Origin of the sequence: Ensifer meliloti (assembly GCF_030064585.1) — a bacterium.
GTDB lineage: Bacteria > Pseudomonadota > Alphaproteobacteria > Rhizobiales > Rhizobiaceae > Sinorhizobium > Sinorhizobium meliloti.
This window is the reverse complement of sequence record NZ_CP120366.1, coordinates 979,826-998,015: the sequence shown is the minus strand read 5'-3', so window position 1 is coordinate 998,015 and position 18,190 is coordinate 979,826. Positions and strand designations below refer to the sequence as shown.

The 18,190-nt window shown below is 62.6% G+C and carries 23 protein-coding genes; 5 read left to right on the top strand and 18 right to left on the bottom strand.

Annotated features, from left to right (window positions below):
• Nucleotides 1-37: 37 nt before the first annotated feature.
• On the top strand, nt 38-298 hold the full coding sequence (locus PZL22_RS29385) for a hypothetical protein (protein WP_041170027.1): 261 nt from the start codon (nt 38-40) through the stop codon (nt 296-298).
• Between the two features lie 475 nt (nt 299-773).
• On the opposite strand, the gene PZL22_RS29380 is transcribed toward PZL22_RS29385, so the two are convergent.
• Together PZL22_RS29380 and PZL22_RS29375 are read right to left on the bottom strand one after the other, a co-directional pair.
• The gene (locus tag PZL22_RS29380; RefSeq protein WP_127700906.1) at nt 774-1,136 is read right to left on the bottom strand and encodes a nuclear transport factor 2 family protein; all 363 of its coding nucleotides are present in this window, start codon (nt 1,134-1,136) and stop codon (nt 774-776) included.
• 4 nt (nt 1,137-1,140) lie between these two features.
• Nucleotides 1,141-1,554 (bottom strand): YybH family protein, encoded by a 414-nt coding sequence (locus tag PZL22_RS29375; RefSeq protein ID WP_010967276.1) that lies wholly within the window; start codon nt 1,552-1,554, stop codon nt 1,141-1,143.
• 39 nt (nt 1,555-1,593) lie between these two features.
• Between PZL22_RS29375 and PZL22_RS29370 the strand changes: the two genes are divergently transcribed.
• The 3 genes from PZL22_RS29370 to PZL22_RS29360 are packed head-to-tail and all read left to right on the top strand — an operon-like array spanning nt 1,594 to nt 2,558.
• Nucleotides 1,594-1,905 (top strand): AsnC family transcriptional regulator, encoded by a 312-nt coding sequence (locus PZL22_RS29370; RefSeq protein ID WP_080606022.1) that lies wholly within the window; start codon nt 1,594-1,596, stop codon nt 1,903-1,905.
• Nucleotides 1,836-2,075, top strand: a complete 240-nt coding sequence (locus PZL22_RS29365) for an Lrp/AsnC ligand binding domain-containing protein (protein ID WP_010967275.1) — start codon at nt 1,836-1,838, stop codon at nt 2,073-2,075. Before PZL22_RS29370 ends, PZL22_RS29365 begins: the two co-directional genes overlap by 70 nt.
• Before the next feature lie 51 nt (nt 2,076-2,126).
• The gene (locus PZL22_RS29360) at nt 2,127-2,558 is read left to right on the top strand and encodes an SAM-dependent methyltransferase (RefSeq protein WP_010967274.1); all 432 of its coding nucleotides are present in this window, start codon (nt 2,127-2,129) and stop codon (nt 2,556-2,558) included.
• Nucleotides 2,559-3,258: 700 nt separating this feature from the next.
• On the opposite strand, the gene PZL22_RS29355 is transcribed toward PZL22_RS29360, so the two are convergent.
• The 16 genes from PZL22_RS29355 to PZL22_RS31725 form a co-directional block, all read right to left on the bottom strand.
• Entirely contained in the window at nt 3,259-3,858 is a 600-nt protein-coding gene (locus PZL22_RS29355) for a histidine phosphatase family protein (RefSeq protein WP_010967273.1), read from the bottom strand.
• Nucleotides 3,855-4,901 (bottom strand): ABC transporter ATP-binding protein, encoded by a 1,047-nt coding sequence (locus PZL22_RS29350; RefSeq protein ID WP_010967272.1) that lies wholly within the window; start codon nt 4,899-4,901, stop codon nt 3,855-3,857. Before PZL22_RS29350 ends, PZL22_RS29355 begins: the two co-directional genes overlap by 4 nt.
• Nucleotides 4,898-6,703 (bottom strand): ABC transporter permease, encoded by a 1,806-nt coding sequence (locus tag PZL22_RS29345; RefSeq protein WP_014528756.1) that lies wholly within the window; start codon nt 6,701-6,703, stop codon nt 4,898-4,900. Before PZL22_RS29345 ends, PZL22_RS29350 begins: the two co-directional genes overlap by 4 nt.
• The gene (locus tag PZL22_RS29340; protein ID WP_014528757.1) at nt 6,700-7,815 is read right to left on the bottom strand and encodes an ABC transporter substrate-binding protein; all 1,116 of its coding nucleotides are present in this window, start codon (nt 7,813-7,815) and stop codon (nt 6,700-6,702) included. The genes PZL22_RS29345 and PZL22_RS29340 overlap by 4 nt, the downstream gene beginning before the upstream one ends.
• Nucleotides 7,816-7,943: 128 nt before the next feature.
• Nucleotides 7,944-8,786 carry a MurR/RpiR family transcriptional regulator gene (locus PZL22_RS29335; RefSeq protein WP_010967268.1) on the bottom strand — a complete coding sequence of 281 codons (843 nt, stop codon included), beginning with the start codon at nt 8,784-8,786 and terminating at the stop codon, nt 7,944-7,946.
• Between the two features lie 357 nt (nt 8,787-9,143).
• On the bottom strand, nt 9,144-9,476 hold the full coding sequence (locus PZL22_RS29325) for a hypothetical protein (RefSeq protein WP_010967267.1): 333 nt from the start codon (nt 9,474-9,476) through the stop codon (nt 9,144-9,146).
• Complete coding sequence (locus PZL22_RS29320) at nt 9,473-10,360, bottom strand: NAD(P)-dependent oxidoreductase (protein WP_010967266.1); 888 nt, start codon at nt 10,358-10,360, stop codon at nt 9,473-9,475. Before PZL22_RS29320 ends, PZL22_RS29325 begins: the two co-directional genes overlap by 4 nt.
• Nucleotides 10,357-10,875 (bottom strand): gluconokinase, GntK/IdnK-type, encoded by a 519-nt coding sequence (locus PZL22_RS29315; RefSeq protein WP_010967265.1) that lies wholly within the window; start codon nt 10,873-10,875, stop codon nt 10,357-10,359. The genes PZL22_RS29320 and PZL22_RS29315 overlap by 4 nt, the downstream gene beginning before the upstream one ends.
• Nucleotide 10,876: 1 nt before the next feature.
• The gene (locus PZL22_RS29310) at nt 10,877-11,632 is read right to left on the bottom strand and encodes an SDR family oxidoreductase (protein WP_010967264.1); all 756 of its coding nucleotides are present in this window, start codon (nt 11,630-11,632) and stop codon (nt 10,877-10,879) included.
• 69 nt (nt 11,633-11,701) lie between these two features.
• A complete protein-coding gene (locus tag PZL22_RS29305; protein WP_010967263.1) occupies nt 11,702-12,733 on the bottom strand; it encodes an L-idonate 5-dehydrogenase in 1,032 nt (343 codons plus the stop codon).
• A gap of 10 nt (nt 12,734-12,743) precedes the next feature.
• Nucleotides 12,744-13,691: a 2-hydroxyacid dehydrogenase gene (locus PZL22_RS29300; protein WP_010967262.1), complete on the bottom strand. Its 948-nt coding sequence runs from the start codon at nt 13,689-13,691 to the stop codon at nt 12,744-12,746.
• 72 nt (nt 13,692-13,763) lie between these two features.
• On the bottom strand, nt 13,764-14,495 hold the full coding sequence (locus PZL22_RS29295) for an amino acid ABC transporter ATP-binding protein (RefSeq protein WP_014528759.1): 732 nt from the start codon (nt 14,493-14,495) through the stop codon (nt 13,764-13,766).
• 49 nt (nt 14,496-14,544) lie between these two features.
• Nucleotides 14,545-15,225: a transporter substrate-binding domain-containing protein gene (locus PZL22_RS29290; protein WP_234843030.1), complete on the bottom strand. Its 681-nt coding sequence runs from the start codon at nt 15,223-15,225 to the stop codon at nt 14,545-14,547.
• A 173-nt stretch (nt 15,226-15,398) separates the two neighbouring features.
• On the bottom strand, nt 15,399-16,055 hold the full coding sequence (locus tag PZL22_RS29285) for an amino acid ABC transporter permease (RefSeq protein WP_010967259.1): 657 nt from the start codon (nt 16,053-16,055) through the stop codon (nt 15,399-15,401).
• Nucleotide 16,056: 1 nt separating this feature from the next.
• On the bottom strand, nt 16,057-16,743 hold the full coding sequence (locus tag PZL22_RS29280) for an amino acid ABC transporter permease (protein ID WP_014532010.1): 687 nt from the start codon (nt 16,741-16,743) through the stop codon (nt 16,057-16,059).
• A gap of 42 nt (nt 16,744-16,785) precedes the next feature.
• On the bottom strand, nt 16,786-16,956 hold the full coding sequence (locus PZL22_RS31725; protein WP_234843031.1) for a hypothetical protein: 171 nt from the start codon (nt 16,954-16,956) through the stop codon (nt 16,786-16,788).
• A gap of 280 nt (nt 16,957-17,236) precedes the next feature.
• Between PZL22_RS31725 and PZL22_RS29270 the strand changes: the two genes are divergently transcribed.
• Nucleotides 17,237-18,136: a LysR family transcriptional regulator gene (locus tag PZL22_RS29270; RefSeq protein WP_127701628.1), complete on the top strand. Its 900-nt coding sequence runs from the start codon at nt 17,237-17,239 to the stop codon at nt 18,134-18,136.
• Nucleotides 18,137-18,190 lie beyond the last annotated feature (54 nt).

Here is an 18,190-nt window from a genome sequence, read left to right as displayed (position 1 = left end):
TCCTTAGCGTTTGCTATTTGAGGTTAGGGAGGGTGCCATGGTCCTGGTCACACATGATCCAAGCCGGCAGAGTTGCCAAGGCTCCGACTCGGCGTCCCTCATTGCATCTGTCCGTTGCGCGATTGCATCGGAAGTGCCATTCGCCGTGACGAATTTATCGTACCGTGTTTTGGGCGACAGCATTGTAATCGAAGGCAATGTGATTAAGCGAAGCAACGCCGAGCTGATCCACCGAATTGCCGAGGACATTGCCGGTCACGGGCGTGTAATTTTGGGGGTCGGCGGCATAAACCTCTAGGGCCGCGGTTCAGGTCGGCTTCGGACTCCGATAATCCCCTCAAGTTGACACGGGAAGGGTCGGGATAGACCTAGGTAACCCGAAATGCGCGAACGCACCTGATCAACTCCGCATCTGCTTCAACGAGGGCTTCAGTCCTGCGTTGTTCGCCTTAGCGTTGCTTGGCGTACTTTCAACGCGATGTCCTCAAAGCCAGTCGAGATCGAGCTCTATGACATCGCGCCATGCCCGCTGGGCTTCCTCCCTTGACCAGGCCGCGAAAACGGCGTCAACCGCCGGTCCAGATCCTTCGTCAGATCGACGGTTCCTTCAATGATGCTCATGTTCCTGTCCTTCCGTTTCCGTGTTTCAGACCCGACATTGGACCGGAAGGACGGCGAAGGTCAGCGGCAGACTCGACGGCTGCGGGGCATTTGTGCCAAACTTGGATGGTACCGATACCCCCCACGCCCTACCGGATCCCGGCAAGCCGGGATCAGGCGCTCGCGGTCTGCTGGTGTGCCGCCACGCGCCAACGTCCATCGCGCTCGACGTAGACGGTCAGGCAGTCGACCGCCTCGGCGGTTGGCTGATCGTTCCATCGGGCGTCGGCGTGATACGCCACCAAGCAGGTCCCGGCCGCGACCTCAACCGCCGTCTCGGCCGAGAAAGAGACCTCGGCCCAGTGACGGCCCGCGGCGTTTTCGCCGCGGATCGCCTCGACTGCCGTATCGAGGTCGATGCGGCCGATGCCGGGGAAGATGAGCACGGCCTGCGGCAGGTAGGTGGCGGCATAGACGTCTGCATCGTTACGCCAGAGCCGCCGTTCAATCTCCAGAATCTCGTCCAACAGCGCCATCGCGTCAGCCCACCACCTTCTCGTTGAACGACGTCGGCTCGGAACTGTGTTCGTGGACGATATACCAGCCGTTGGGCGTTTTCGCCAGGCCGAGCGTCAGCCTCAGGGTATATTCGGCGGGTCGGCCGCCTTCGGTGCCGCCGCAGTCCAGGAGGCCGGTGGCAAAGGCGATGTCGCCGCCGGCGTGAACGGAAAGCTCGCGCAACGCGAACTTCCCGGTTCCGCCATGCCAAGGAAAAAACTCGTCCTCCCACGCCCGGCGATAAAGCGCCTTGCCCTCGCGCTGCAATTGCCCCACCACGTCGAAGACGAGCAACGGGTCCGCGTAGCAGACGGCTTCAATGTCGCACGCTGCGACAGCACCCGCCCACGACCGGATCGTATCCTCTGCTGTGATTGGTGCTTTCGTATGTGTCATCGCTTCAGCCTCACCTTCTTGGGGAAGCCATTTTGACCTATGATGCCGCAGGTTTCCGCCAGTAATACGCCGGATGCGCAGGAAAATCGCCGGAGCGAGGACTTGGACGAGAAAGATCTGAAGCTGATATCACTGTTGCGTAGGAACGCCCGCGCCCCGATCGTTGCGCTGGCGCGGCACATCGGGTTGTCGCGCAGCGCCACGCAGGATCGGATGGCTCGTCTGGAAGGAAGCGGGGCGATGGCGGCTATAGGGTCGTCGAGGGAACGCCCGGCACCATCGTGCAGGCCGCACATCTTGTTGCCCGCTTCGAGAGCGGCAAAACGTGCGACCAAATCGCGCCGCGGGTGAAAGCGATCCCGTTCGTCACGCGGATCGATTCCCTGGCCGGCGAAATCGATCTGCTCGTCAGCGTCGATGCCGATTCAATCGACAGTGTCGAGGACGTGCGCCGCCAGGTCGCTTCCGTTCCCGGCATCGCGACCGTTACCACCGCTCTGGTCCTGCGTCGCCATCTGTGAGTCGCACGCGAATGGATGCAATATCTGGCGAGCCAGGCGAAGGAGAGTTGAATGGCTAAAGACCTGTCGCCGCGGCTTCTCGCCATCGTGGATGCGCTGCCGCTGCGGCGGGGCATGCGTGTGCTGGAGATCGGCTGCGGGCCTGGTGCGATGGCCCGCGAGATCGCGGGCCGGATTGGCGACGGGCACGTTCTCGCCATCGACCGATCGGCCAAGGCGATCGCGCAGGCACAAGCCGCATCCCAGGCGGAGATCGGATCCGGAAGGCTGAGCTTGCGCCAGGTTGCCGCTGAGGATTTCGAGCTGGAAGCGGGTGAGATGCCTTACGATATCGCAGTCGCCGTGCGCGTCGGTGCGCTGGATGGACGCCATCCCGAAGCGGGGCGACGGGCCAAACGCCGTGTTGCGGCGGCGTTGACGCCGCAGGGGCAACTGCTCATCGACGGCGGCGATCCCCTGCGCAGGCTCTTGCTAGACGATTGATTGTTCGCTCACCACTGTCTCGCGACATTCGGATTTCGTACAACGCCCAAGTTCTTGCGGCAGGTATTAAGTCAAACCCTCTGCCCTGAGCGACTTTTGTACCGACGGCCGCGCCTCGACCCGCTCGGCATAGGCGGTCAGCCTGTCCGGAAGCTCGAGGCCCGAATCGCGCGACCAGCGAACCATTTCGTACCCAAGCGCGTCGCCAGTGGCGAAAGCGTCGCAGAGCAGATAGTCGCCTTCCAGCTGTTTTCGCGATCAGCGCCGGCGTTCGGCGATCGCCTGGCGCGCTGCCTGTTGCGAGACCGTCCGAGACCGCGTTCAGGCGCAAGGTGCGGTGTCTCTCCCGCGACCCAATCCAAAATCGCTACATTCTCGGTCAGCACCTGACGGCGATGAGATCGTCGCCGTACTCGGTGCGCCGCGTTCGCCACGTTCCAGTTTGACGGCTGAGATCGTCCGGAAGTCAGGCCGCCTGGACGATCTGGTCCAAGCCATAGAGCCTCTCGACCTCATCTTGGATGATGCAGTTAAGTGGCGCGAGTTGATCAGCTCTGACGTAAGATCATCTACTCACTCGAAAGGAATCGATCCGCAGACCACGGGCGGTGAAGAGCCATGTCCCTACGCCAATGGTCGACGCTCGCGCCGGCGGTTCCCTTCAATACAACGCCGACCCCAGAGACATTGCGGGTTTCAATCAATCCGGAGCGTCGAACACGGGGCCATCAGGGCTGAAATTGAAGGTCTCCAGGCGCATGCCACCGGGCTTGTCGGCAAGCACTGTAACACTTGCGGGCCCGACGGGTATGATCCGCTTCGGCGGCAGGCCCAGCAATCCATCAAGCAAGGCGCGAATGACGCCACCGTGGCAAACGACAAGCAGCCTTTCTCCCGGGATGGAAACCGCTTTGCCGAGCCCGGCTGTCACCCGGTCACGGAATTCCTGCCACCTCTCCCCTCCTCTCGGCGCATAGGTGCCCGCGCGCCAGCCAAGATAGGCATCCTGATCTTCAGCCATCAGGTCGCCGATGGCACGGCCGGTCCAATCGCCGACGTCGATTTCGCGCAAGGCCGGGGAAAGCTGCGCATGCGGATACCCCAGAAGCGCCGCCGTATGCCGTGCACGCAAAAGATCCGATGCGATGACATGGTCGGGGCGCATCGCCTCAATCGTAGCGCGCAAGGCGGTTGCCTGCGCCTCGCCTCGTGCCGAAAGTCCAATGTCAGCCTGCCCCTGCAGGCGGCGGACGGAATTCCATGCACTTTCGCCGTGGCGTACCAGAATGATCCGCTTCATTGCGCGCGCACTCCTTCTGGCGTGAAGAACATGGATGGTGCCGGCGGCAGCTGGAAGTGGACCTCGTGGCCCACCGAGAACGATGGCAGGCTGTCGACGATCGCCGTGAGGCGAAGATCGGCACGGATGCCGGTCACCATGACCCGCCCGGCCATGGGGCTCGCCTCGGCATAGTCGAGCGTCAGGGTTCGGTCCGACGGGCTCTCGGCAAGCGTCAGCTCTTCCGGCCTGAACATGGCCGATCCATTGCGACCGGCCAGTGCCGCATCGGCGAGACGGCCGCAATAGGCCCCGTTTACCACGGGCACCAGGTTTGCCGGAGGCGTGCCGACGAAGGTCGCGACGAAAGCGGTCCGCGGGCGGGCCACCAATTCCCCGGGACTGCCGAACTGCTCGATCCTTCCCGCGTTCATGACCGCGACATGAGTAGCCATGGTCATGGCCTCGACCTGATCGTGCGTAACGTAGACCGAAGTCGCCCCCGTCGCGCGATGGACGCGCAACAGCTCCGTCCGCATCTCGACGCGCAATTTCGCATCAAGATTGGAAAGGGGTTCGTCGAACAGCAGGATGCCCGGCTTCGGTGCGATCATGCGGGCAATCGCCACGCGCTGCTGCTGACCGCCGGAGATTTCGTTGGGATAGCGCGCAGCAAGTTGGCCGATGCCGAGTAGATCGAGCACCTCCCCGACACGCGAGCAGCGCTTGTCCCTGTCGAGACCAGCCACCTTCAGCGGCCAGTCGATGTTTCCTGCGACCGTCATATGCGGCCAGAGCGCATATGACTGGAAGACAAGCCCGGTATCGCGCCGGGATGGTTCGATGACCCAGCCTCGCCCACCATCGGAGACCGTGTTGCCTCCGAAGGTGATGGTGCCGGACGTCGGCGCTTCGAGACCGGCTAGCATGCGCAGTATGGTGGACTTGCCGCAGCCGGATGGTCCGACCAGCACCAGAAAAGCGCCTTTCGGGACGGAGAGGCTTACGCCTTGTACGGCTTCATAGCTGCCGAACTGCTTATGAAGGGATTCGATCTGTATCATGATTGCAACCACGGCTGTGACTTGGCCTGCAGGCGATTGGCGAAAAGCGTCGCGGCGACGGAGATGACAAGCACGACGACAGTGAGGGCATTGGCAAATTGGGTGAAGCCGTCCGAGGCATAGCGGTAGGCAAGTACGGACAGCAGCGGCATGGTCGGCGTGAACAGGAGCACGACCAGCGACAGATCGCGGACGATCTTGACGAAGACAATCAGAGCTCCAGCCGATAGTCCGCGAATGGCAAGCGGCACGGTGATTGCGAAAAGGCGACGCAGGAAGCCGGCGCCGGTCATCCGCGCGCTCTCATCGAGGTCGCCCGATACCTGCTGGATCACCGCGCGTCCGGTCTGCACGGCAAAGGGCACCAGATAGGCTGTGGCGGCGATGACCAGCAGTAGGAATGTCCCGTAGAGCGCTGGCAGCGGGCCGATCGGCGCGCCGAGCAACGCGACGTAGGCCGCGCCAAAGGCGATGCCCGGCACGAGCAGCGGCAGGAAACTGATCTGGTTGATCGCGGCCGACAGAAAGCCGGACCGGAAGCGGGCAAGAACGAAGGCCACCAGTAGCCCCACAAGCGAGGCGGAGAAGGCAACCGTCACTCCAAGGCCGACAGTAACGCCAGTAGCCGACAGGATCAGCGGATTGTTCCAGATTCCGGCCTGACCGCGGGCTATCGCCGGATCAGACGCGCCGATCCAGTAGTGCAACGACCAGTCAGAAAATAGCGCTGAGGAGGATGGCGCCAGGCTAGAGGCGATGAGAATCACGACCGGAACGACAGTGGTGAGTACGCAAATGGATGCGGCCGCAACGAACAACGGCAATCGCGCGGTCCCCAGCGCAAAGCGCTTCGACCGACCGCCCTTGCCCGTGATCGTGGCGTAGGACCGGCGCCCCGAAATGACCCGGTTGCCAGCCCATAGGAAGAACGCCGAGACGAGGATGAGCAGAATTGCCAGCACATAGCCGCGCTCCGCTTGACCGATTTCGATCATGCCGTAGAGGCGAGTGGCGAGAGTCTGCATGCGAACCGGCAATCCAAGCAGTGCCGGCGCCGCGAAATTGGAGACTGCCCCGGCAAATGTGAGCGAGGCCCCGGCGACCAGCGCGGGAAGTGCCACCGGCAGTACGATACCGAGAAAGATGCGGCGCCGTCCGGCGCCCGTCATCTGCGCAGCCTCCACCAGGTCGGAATTCACCGTGGCGAGGGCTGCTGCGATGACGGTAAAGGCAAGAGAATAGTAGTGCGCCATGAGAACGACCAGCGTCGGCACCATGCCCCAGGCAAGCCAATCGGGCACAGAAAATCCAAGCCCCTCAAGGAAACCAATCTGGCCTCCCACGCGGGCATTGCGAAACAACGAACCCCAAGCGAGCGCAGTGGCGAAACTGGGAATCATGAAGGGCAGCGTTGCCAGAAGGCCAATCGTGCGTCGGAACGGCACGTCCGTCATGACCACGAGCCAGGCGAGAAAGCCGCCGACGAGCACACAGCCAGTGGCGACACCCGCGCCGAGGATCATTGTATTAGCAAGCGGTAGCCAGAAGAGGTTTCGTGACAGATTGCTTGCAAGCACGTCGGACCAGGCGGACCACGCACCGGGTGCAAGCGTGGCGCCGAAGACCTTCAATAGCGGAGCGGCGACGAGTGCAGTCAGCAGCACCAGCACGGCCGCCTTCAGCCCCAGGCCGGGGCTGAGGAACGCGTCCTTGAACGAGCGATTTCGAGACTGAGTAGACATCAAAATATCCGATAGCGCGGATGCGCCGCGGCCCGAGGGCGACGGCGGCACGCGGATCATTGCAACTGGAGAACGAGGTCACCGACGGACTTGCGGATCGTGGCCGTCGCGGCCGGGTCAACCCGCCAGGCCTTGAAGTCCGCCAGCGGGATCGCATCCGGGTGGCCCTTGATGTCGCTGCGCGTTGGCCAGTCACCCGCCACGTAGAACGGAGCATAGCCCGGTCCGCCAGTCTCGCTGTCATCACCCATCAGGAAGTCGATAGCGAGGCGTGATGCCGCCGGGTTCTTTGTGTCAGCGGTAAGCGCCAGCAGAGCCGGGAATACGATCCCGTTGGAAGGAACGACATCGTTTACGACCTGCAGCGCCCACCCCTCGTCCTCATTGTCGCGTCGGTCGGAATAGCTGGTGAAGCCGACGGGCGGCTGATCCTGACCGAGTTTACCAACCGCCGCATTCACATCGTCCGTCGAGGCGAGCAGAACCAGATCATTCTCGAAAAGATCTACGATGAACTGGTGCCCGGCTGTTTCCACGCCGTCATCCAGTTCGATCGGTTTGCGGAATAGCGCTTCGTACGCCTTAGCCATCTCGTCGGACCTCAGGACGAACTCCGTCATCAGGTCCAGATAATCACCACGCTGAAGCGGATCGACCATCAGCACCTTGCCCTTCCACTCCGGCGTCGTGAGATCCCAGAGGTTCTTGATCGGAGCGCCGTTGGGATAGGCAGCTTCGTTATACATCAGGACCTTGGTCGAAAGGCGTTGGGCAAGGAGCGGAGACTTGAACGCCGTGTCGAGCTTGTCGGCAATGCGGGGCGGTACATAGTTCTTGAGCAAACCCGTTTCCAAGAGATCGCTGAGCACCACCGGAGCGTCGGAAACATAGACAACATCCGCATTGGTGATGCCGGCTGCGGCCTCCGTGCGCAGGCGCGTGATCATTTCTGTCGAGGACATATCAAACCCGATCAGATCGATGCCCGGATACGCTTCCTCGAATGCCTTTTCCACTCGCGCGATACGGCTGGTGAAGGAATAGACCGTCACCTTGCCTTCCTTCTGCGCCAAAGTCAGCAGCGCTTCCGGCGAAAGCGTATCAACGTCTTGCGCCATTGCCGGCGCGGCAAGTGCGACCAGAACAGCGCCAATCATCATCATGCGTTTCATCGTGCTTCCTCCCCAATGGTGGCGGACTTCGCCACCGAATATGCATTTCTTTTTGCACCACTAGCGCGGGACGCAAGTATTCTTGCAGTCTCCAAGCATGCCAAAACGCCGCCACCCCCCTTCGGCGCTCAGCGTCCCTCAAGTTCCCCGATCAGTTCTCCCAATTGTTCCAGGTTGCTCAATGAGCGCACCTCGTCGGATTGTGCCATGCTGAGAATGAGCCCGTTACAAATCGCCATGGGCACCGTCAGCGTCTGGAATGCATCGGCGTCGCCAGCGCGCGGCGCAGCAAGCAGGTGATCGGCCTTCGGCGATAAGGAAGGTCCCACCGTTCCAGAGACGACGACACTAACGGCGCCAACCTTTCCTGCTCGCTCGATCAGCGGCGCATAAGCACGCGGCTGACGGCGAAACGCAAAGACGAGCAGCGCATCATCCGGCCCCATGGACAGGATCTGCTCAGCGATATCGCGGCTATCACCGCAAACCAGCACAGTTTCGAACGCCATTCGGCGCAGACGCCGGTTCATCAGAACGGCCAGTGTTTCCGCATTTCCGCGCGCAAAGATGAAAATCCTTCTGCGGTCGCTCAAGGCGGCAGCAGCGGCAGCGAGGCGCTCCTCGTCGACATAGCTCGACAGTCGGGTCAAGGCCTCGATTTCCTGCTGGACGAGCATTTCCAGCATGCCATGGCCACGGGACGTTTCCAGCGTACGCCGCACGCGCAACGCCGGATCGGTCTTCACGATGAACTCATCCCGGATTGCGTGTCGAAACCCGGCATAGGTTTCGAAACCGAGCTTGCGCGCAAGTCGGGATGCCGTCGCCTCATGCACTCCGGTACGCCGCGCCAATTCCCCGGCCGTCCCTAGCGCCACATCGCGCGGCTTGGCGATGATCTCCTTGACGAGACGGCGTTCAGCAGGCGTCAGCGTATCGGCAATAGTTTGCACACGTTCGGCAATGAGCATCGGTTCCTCTCCCTACCGCCAGCTATACATTCGCATGCGGAATTGCAAGATGTAAAATGAACGCAAGTCGGCTTGCATAAATCAAACGCCAACTTCGCTCACGATTGATTTCTCGCCTGACACGTCTGCCTAAATCTTCCCTCAAAAAGCTACGACATATTTTGACGAGCCGTGGCCCCGCCTTCTCGGCCACCTTCATGGCATAGGCTCTTCGCAAGCGATCACGCGGGCGCATTTGAACGGCTTGGGTTTGGCAGCTCTTTGGAGCCGCTGCGGCTCCAAAGCCGGACGTCTTGGAACCCTACGCCGTCGCTCCATAAGCCAGGAAGGACGGCTTCCCAAATACTCGTGATGACATCACAGCTTGAATTCGCTGGCGGACATCACGTGGTGGTGGATTCGACCCTCGAAGAATTCGGCAAGGACGGCCTCGGTCGCCGCACGGGCCTCGGCGCGCACGGGGCTTGCGAGAGCTTCTTCCACGGCTTCGAGGTCGGGATAGTTGATGGCGAGGATCATGGATAGTTCCGGGGCCCCCTCGTCGCGGCTTTCGGCAAACGAGATGCGCACGTCGGTGGCGTGCGGAAACTGTTTCCATTTCGGCAGGATACGTTCGATGACGGCCTTGCGGAAGGCTTCGGTATGGCCGTCCTTCACTTTGCCCTCGAACAGTGCGTACCGCGTAATCATTTGAAGTTCTCCTTATTCGGTCCACGAAAAAATTCCATCAGCGCCGCCTGATCCTCGCCGCCCAGCCCGGCAGCCGTCAGCATTCGGTGGATCTCGGCACAGGCGGCGGTCAGTGGCATGGCGGTGTTGGTGCGGCGCGCGAGGTCCTGCGCGCCGGCAAGGTCCTTCACCATGTTGTCGATCCGCCCGGTGTGGCGGTAATCCTTCGTCACGAAACGCGGCATGTATTCCTGCAGGATCGCACTGTCTGCCCTCCCGCCCATTAGCGCCTGCGGGATCTTTGACGCGTCGACGCCCGCATCTAGCGCGAGCTGGGTGGCTTCCGCGACAGCGAGGAAGCCGAGGCCGCAGAGTACCTGGTTGATCAGCTTGGTCGTCTGACCCGCACCGACCGATCCCATATGGGTGTAATTGCTGGCGACATGCCTGAGGACGGCATGCGCATCCTTCACATCCTGCGCCGTGCCGCCAGCCATCAGCGTCAGTTCGCCGATCAAGGCCTTGGGCGCGCCGCCGGAAAGCGGGCTATCCACCCACCGCAGGCCCTTCTCGGCCGCGTCCGCCGCCAGTTGCTTGGTCGCGTTCGGGTCTATCGACGACATGTCGATGATCAGTGTGCCCGCCTGCGCGCCGGCCGCCACACCCGCGTCACCGAAGACGGCCTGGCGCACGATGGCGGGGGCGTTGAGGCTGAGTATGACGTAGTCGCTGACGGCGGCGGCCTCCGCGGCCGACGGGGCGGCAAAGGCGCCTTTGTCCACCAGTGCCTGCACCTTATCCGGACCGGGATCGAAGACGGTCAGACGATTGCCGGTCTCCACCAGCCGCGCGCCAATACTGCCACCCATGGCGCCCGCGCCAATCAGCGCAACCCTGTTGGTCATGATGGGGTCTCCTCCAGTTTTACGGCGATTTCGTCGACGAGCACCTCAAGCGGCTGGTCGATATCGACGGTTATGACGTTTTCGTCTGTCGTTGGGGGTTCGAGGGCTGCGAACTGGCTCTCGATGAGGCTCACGGGCATGAAGTGGCCGGCGCGCGCGCCCATGCGGGCGGTGATGAGGACCTTCGTGCCGGAGAGGTGGACGAAGGTGACGGGCGCCCCCGCTTCGTTGCGGATATGGTCACGGTAACGACGCTTCAGCGCCGAGCAGCCGATGATCAGAACGCCGTCAGGGGCCGCGAGCCTTCGTCCGACGAGGGTGAGCCAGGGCCAGCGATCATCGTCGGTGAGCGGTTCGCCGCGGCTCATCCTGGCGATGTTTTCCGGCGGGTGCAGGTCGTCGCCGTCGACATAGGTCGCGCCGAGACGGGTGGCGAGCGCGGCACCGATCGCCGACTTGCCGCAGCCGGCGACGCCCATCAGGACGATTCCCCGTCGAGCGGAATGAGGGGCCATCTCAGAGCGAGGCCGTGATGCCGCCGTCGACATAGAGCACGTGTCCGTTGACGAAGGAGGAGGCGTCCGAGGACAGGAAGATGCAGGCCCCGACCAGTTCCTCCACTTTGCCCCATCGGCCGGCTGGCGTGCGCCTTTCGAGCCAGTCGGAAAAGCTCGGGTCGGCGACGAGCGCAGCATTCAGCGGCGTGTCGAAATAGCCGGGCGCGATCGCGTTGCATTGCAGGCCGTATCTCGCCCAGTCGGTCGCCATGCCCTTGGTCAGGTTGCCGACGGCACCCTTGGTGGCGGTATAGGGCGCGATGCCGGGGCGGGCGAGCGCCGTCTGGACGCTGGCGATGTTGATGATTTTGCCCGCGCCGCGCTTGATCATGTGGCGGGCGACCGCCTGGCCGACATTGAAGACACTGGAGACATTCGTCTTCAGGAGTCGCTCGAAGGCGTCGGCGGGAAAATCCTCCAGCGGCGTGCGGTGCTGCATGCCGGCATTGTTGACGAGGATGTCGATCGCGCCGACGTCCGCCTCGAAGGCGTCGACGGCCTTGCGCACAGCCTGGTGGTCGGTGGCGTCGAAGGCGAGCGTGTGCCCTGCCCCGAGGTCTCTTGCGGCGGCCGCGAGCTTGGCGGCGTCGCGGCCGTTCAGGATGATCTCGGCGCCGGTCGCGGCAAGACCCTTGGCCAGCGCGTAGCCGATGCCCTGCGAGGAGCCGGTGACGAGGGCGCGCTTGCCCGTCAGGTCGAAGAGTTCGGTGCTCATAGTGATGTCTCTTTGTTCTCGCAATTGCGGACGGAAAGCCGCTTCACACTTTTCCTGCGATCGCTTTAGCTAGGCAAAGGCGATCTGCGTCTTCATCGATTGCCCCTTGTCCGAGGCGATCTCGAAGGCTTTCAGCGCCTCGCCAAGCGGCAGCGTGTGGGTGATCAGCGGCTTGACGTCGATCAGGCCGCCCTGCATCAGCTTCACCGCAGTCGCGAATTCCTCATGGAAGCGGAAGGAGCCGCGCAGGTCGAGTTCCTTGGCGGTGATCGCCATCATCGGCAGGGCCATGTCGCCGCCAAGACCGAGCTGGACGATGACGCCGCGCGGGCGCAGTGCCTGGATGCCGGCTACCAGCGCGGGCTGCGCCCCCGAGCACTCGTAAAGCACGTCGAAAGTGCCCTTGTTCTCGCTAAAGGGAACAAGACCGTCGCGGTCTTCCGACAGATTGACCGTGCGGTCAGCACCGACGGCACGGGCAAAGCCGAGCGCGCGTTCGGAAAGATCGGCGGCGACGATCTCGGCGGCGCCCGCCCTTCGGGCGGCGAGGATCGACAGCGTGCCGATCGGCCCGCAGCCGGTGACGAGGACGCGCTTGCCCAGCATCTCGCCGGCGCGCCGCGTGGCGTGCAGCGTCACGGAGAGCGGCTCCGCCATCGCCGCCTCGCCGGCCGAAAGCCCTTCGGCCTTCACGCACTGGCTGGCCTTGGCGACGAGCCGCTCGCGAAAGGCGCCCTGGATATGCGGGAACGGCATGGCCGAGCCGTAGAAGCGCATGTGGAAGCAATGGTTGGGCAGGCCTTTGAGGCAGTAGTCGCAGGCGCCGCAGGGCCGCGAGGGCGAGACCGCGACGAGATCGCCGATGGCAAGGTCCGATACGCCTTCGCCGAGCGCCGCGACATGACCGGAGACCTCATGGCCGAGGATCATCGGCTCCTTGAGGCGCACCGTGCCGAAGCCGCCGTGGTTGTAATAGTGCAGATCCGAGCCGCAGATGCCACCGGCCGCAAGGCGGATCTCCACCTCGCCGGGGCCGGGCTTTTCCACCGCACACTCTTCGACGCGCAAGTCCTTGGCCGTATGGATGACGATCGCCTTCATGGCCTCTTCCTCACAGAACCGGAGTTGGCAACGGCCGGCCGCCGAAATGGGCCGACAGGTTGTCGAAGACGAGCTGGCCCATCGCCTTGCGGGTCTCCGCGGTGCCGGAGGCCATGTGCGGCTGCAGCAGCACATTGTCGAGCGCCAGGAAGCGCGGATTAAGGTTCGGCTCGCCCTCGAAGACGTCGAGCGCGGCAGCACCGAGCACCTTGCTTTCGAGCGCGTCCAGCAGGGCTTCCTCGTCGATGTTGGAGGCGCGCGAGATGTTGATCAGCATGCCGTCCGGCCCGAGCGCCTCGATGACCCTGCGCCCGACGATATGACGCGTCTCGGCAGACGCCGCGAGCGTCACGAACAGGAAGTCGGAGCGGGCGGCAAGCTCGACCGGATCGGCAATGAAGCTCCAGTCCCTGGCAAAATCCTTCGCACCGGTATCGCTATAGGCGATCTCCATGTCGAAGCCGGCAAGGCGTTTTGCCACCTCGAAGCCGATGCGGCCAAGGCCGAGCACGCCGGCGCGCTTGCCGTGGACGCGGCGCTTCAGCGGATAGAGGCCCTTCTTCGCCCAGTCGCCGCTCTTCACCCAGGTCTCGCCGCCGATCATGCCCCGCGCATGCGCCAGCATCATCGCGACGCCGAGGTCGGCGACGTCCTTGGTCAAGACGTCGGGCGTATTGGTGACGCGGATGCCACGCTCACGCGCCGCAGCCAAGTCGACCGCGTCGTAGCCGACGCCATAGACCGAGATGATCTCCAGCCTGGGCAGCGCCTCGATCATCGCCCAGTTGGCACCAAGCTCGCCGCGTGTGGCAATGCCGCGGATGGCTGCGCCATGCTCGGCGAGGAACGCCGCTTTGTCCGCCGCCTCGAAATAGCGGTGCATGGTGAAGTTCGCATTCAGACGCTCCTCGTCCCATGAAGGGTACGGGCCAACCTGCAATAGCTCGATCTTGGGCATGGGTGCTCCTTCGGCAGAGCGTTTCTGCCAATGATGTCAGACGATGGGGCGGACGAAACTGCCTCGCGAGGCTCAGCCTACTTCCGCGTGGAGGAAGGCTCGAAGTTCAGGCGTTTTCGGCGAAGAGAAGAATTCGGCGGAAGGCCCTTCCTCGTGGATGATGCCGTCCCTCATGAAGATCGTCCGATTGGCCACGCGCCGGGCGAAGCCCATTTCATGGGTCACGAGGATCATGGTCATGCCGTCGCGCGCCAGCTTTTCGATGACGGCGAGCACTTCACCGGTGAGTTCCGGGTCGAGGGCCGACGTGACCTCGTCGAAAAGAAGGACCTTCGGCTGCATGGCGAGCGAGCGGGCGATGGCGACGCGCTGCTGCTGGCCCCCGGAGAGCATGTCGGGATAGGCCTCGAAACGATCGCCGAGTCCGACGAGCGACAGACAGCGTTTCGCCTCGGATCGCGCGGCGTCCTTGCCGATTCCCTTCACCTGGACCGGGGCGAGCATGATGTTTTCGCCGGCGGTGAGATGCGGGAAGAGATTGTAACTCTGGAAGACAATGCCGACATCGCGCCGCAACCGGCGAAGCTCGGCCGGTTTGCGCGACATTCGGTGGCCGGCGACCTCGATCTCACCGGAATCGACGCTTTCGAGGCCGTTCAGGCAGCGCAGGAAAGTGCTCTTGCCGGAGCCGCTGCGGCCGATCAAGGCGACAACCTCGCCGCCTTCGACCGTGAGCGATACGCCCTTCAGCACTTGGAGCCCACCGAAGCTCTTTCGAATATTTTTGGCGACGACAACGGACATTTCGGACCTCTTCATGTGGGGGCGCCGCGGGCGCCCCCGGTTCTGTCGATTAGAACGACGGCAGTTCCGGGATGGGCGTCTTCATCCACTTCTCATAGATCGCACCCAACTCCCCGCTCTGCTTGTGGACGAAGAGCACGGTGTTGAGCCAATGCAGGAGGTCCGGATCGTTACGGCGCAGCCCGACGCCGTAGAAGCTCTGGAGATAGGTGGTCTTCTCCTCGAAACCGCGGTCGGGATAGCGCTCCTGCAATTGCGCGGCGATGTAATTTACAGTGCCGATGGCATCGACCTGGCCAGAGACAAGCGCGTTCAGCGTTGTGCTGTCGTCGTCGAAGCGCACGAGTTCCATGCCCTCCACGTTGGCCGCCGAAAGGATCTTTTCATGCGCCGTGCCGCGTGGGACGCCGACACGCTTGCCGGCAAGGTCGGCCAGGCTTTTGATGGTGGCTTCCTTCGGCGCGATAATGATTGACCTGTGGCCGCCATATGGATTGGAGAAGGCGACCGAAAGCGCCCGCTCGGTATAGATGCCGAAGCTTGCCACGACGAAGTCGACCTTGCCGGTCTGAAGCGACGGAATGCGGCTCTGGCCGGTGACGGGCACAAGTTCCAGCTCGACGCCGAGATCCTTCGCGAGCAGCTTGGCGACATCGACGTCCAGCCCGTCCGGCTGCATCTCCTCATTGGTGATACCGAAGGGCGGGACGGACAGGTCGACGCCGATCATCACTTTCTTACGGGCGATAATGTCGTCGAGGGAGGAAGCCGACGCCGTTGCGGCGCCACGGTGATGGCAAGAAGCCCGACGAGGGGCAGAAGAAGGGATTTCAGGCGCATGGTCATCCTCTCAGTTCTGGAGTTCCGGGTGGTTTGGACGGCCTTCTTCGGGCCGTTGGGTGATCAGGTTCGGGCGCCCCGGCAGGCCGTGCGCCGCTCGAGCCAAAGGCTCAGTTGCGTGAGCGGGAAGCAGACGGCGAAGTAGAGGGCGGCGACGCTCAGGAAGGCCTTGAGCGGCTCGAATGTGGCATTGCTGACAAGCTGGCCGGCGCGAGTGATCTCGATGAAGCCGATGATAGAGGCAAGCGAGGTCTGCTTGATGATCTGCACGAGGAAGCCGACGGTGGACGGCAGGGCGAGGCGGATCGCCTGCGGCGCGATGACGAAGCGCAGTGTTTTGTAGGGCGTCAGCGCCAGCGCGTCCGCACTCTCCCACTGCGCCTTGGGAATTGCCCTGAGCGCGCTTTCCCAAATGGCGCCAAGGAAGGCGCTGGAATTGATGGTGAGCGCAATGGCCGCCGCGGTCAGCGCCGCGATCTCGATGCCAAAAAGCGACGGCGCATAATAGCACAGGAACAAGAGCACGAGCAGCGGCAGGCCCTGGATCACCTGCATGTAGAAGGTCGTGATTGCACTGAAGGCCCTGATGCGGGCAATGCGCAGCAGCGCCAGCACGATGCCCATGATGCCGCCGCCGACGAAGGCCAGGACGGTGAGGGTCAGCGTCCAGCGAAGCGCATAGACGATGAACAGGAATTCGGGGGAGCCGAACGTGCGCATCTCAGGCCCTCCCGAGCAGGCGGCGGCGCGACCGCGTGAAGATCATGAGGCCGGCAACGTTGAGCACGGCGCGGAAGACGAAGTTCAAGACCACATAGACCATGGCGACGACCAGGTAGATTTCCATCGTGCGGAACGTTTCGGAGCTTGCGATCATCGCGGCTCCCGTCAAGTCCTCGACGCCGATTGCCGAGACGAGGCTGGTCGACAGCATCAGCAGCACGCATTGCGAAACGACCGGCGTGAACACCTTCTCCAGCGCCGGCGGCAGGATCACGTAACGCAGCGTCTGGAAATAGCTAAGGCCGAGGCTTTCGGCCGCCTCCACCTGGCTGCGATGGGTGGCCTCGATGCCGCCGCGAACGATCTCCGCGACATAGCCGCCATTGTTCAAAACGAGGGCGATGAAGACGGAGGTGAGCGGCGACAGACGGATTCCGATATTCGGCAATCCGAAGAAGATCACGAAGATCTGCACCAGCAGCGGCGTGTTGCGGACCACCTCGACATAGAGGCGGACGAGCAAGCGCGGGATTGGCGAGGACGAGGTCGACATCACCGCGCAGAAAATCCCGAGCGCGATGCCGCCGAAAATGCCGACGAAGGACAGGCCGATCGTCAGCCACAATCCGCTGACGATTTGCGGCAGGTAGTTCAGCAATGGGCCGAACTGGAACGTATAGTCCATCTCTAACCTCGGCTTTCCCTCTTGGCAGTTTTTTACGGCTTCCTACTGCATGCCGATCGGGCGGACGCGCAAGTTCGGGCCGGCGAAACCGATCGTCTCCGGATGGCACAGATCGAGCGCCGCAGCGACATGCCACCAGGCATGGTCGGCCTGACGGATGATGTAGCATTCCGTACTGTGGCCGATATGCGCCCCTTCGAGCGAGTGTCCCATGCAGATATGGCCAATTTCTTCCGGCAGGCCGACCGAGAGGCAAACATGGGTGCCGTAGGCCGAATGGCGGAAGGACGGTTCGCCGTAGCGGTCGCCGCGTTCGCGCCAACGCTTCAGGTTGATCGGATCGAACTCCCAGGTCTTCGAGAATGTGTTCCCGGGAGATGGTTTTGTGCATGGTGTCCCCGCGTCTCTGATGTGGATGTTGAAAACCTACGCGGTCTTGAGATCAAAATCTAATTAGGATACTTAGAGCTATCGATAGAAAAATTCTATTCAAATGACCTTAAGTTTTTCCGCCCTGGAATCCTTCTATTGGGTATCTCAGCTGCGCAGCTTCAATGCGGCGGCCAACAAGCTGAATGTCAGCCAGCCTACGGTTTCTTACCGGATCCGCGAACTGGAGGAGCGGCTCGGCGTGTCGCTCTTCGTGCGCCAAAGGCGGCAACTTGTGCTGACCAGCGAGGGCGAGGCGCTGAAGCACTATGCGGAATCGATGATCGCCATAGCGCGCGACATTGAATCCAATATCAAGACCCGCAACACCCGCCTGCCGACGCTGAGGGTCGGCGTGATCGATAGCTTCGCAGCCGTGTGCCTCCCTTCCCTGCTCGATGAACTCGACATCCGTTTTGCCGGCGCACGCATCGCCGCGACGGTGGACACCAGCCACAAACTTGCTGATCAACTCTCTGAGGGGCTGCTGGATATAGCGGTCCTCTCTACGCCGCCGTCGCACGACAATGTCGCGCTTGAGCTTCTCGGACGCCAGAGCGTCGATTGGATCGCCAGCCACAAACTCGGCTTGCCGCAGACGATCGTCTCCGACGAGGAACTCCTACGTCAGCGCATCTTTGCGACACCCGCACCGTCCAACCTTCATTCGCTCACCACTGGTTTCCTCGCCGCAACGGCTGGTGCCGGGCTGCGGCTCAATGTCTGCAACAGCCTTGGCACGATCCTCAATCTCGTGGAATCGGGAACCGGTATAAGCATCCTGCCCTCGCGGCTGCTTCAAGAGCAGATTCGGCACGGGACAATACAGGTTCTGAAGACCCGGACGACACTACCCTTGCAGGAAGCTTTCATCGGAACAAACAAGGGCGCAATCGTACGCGCACTCCCGCAGGTCTCTCAGATGATCCGCAAGGTCAGCGCAAGCGTGGGCTTCTGCGTGTGAGATCATCTTGGCAGCATCTTGACTGACCTCCGGCATTTGACGGCATGAGATGCC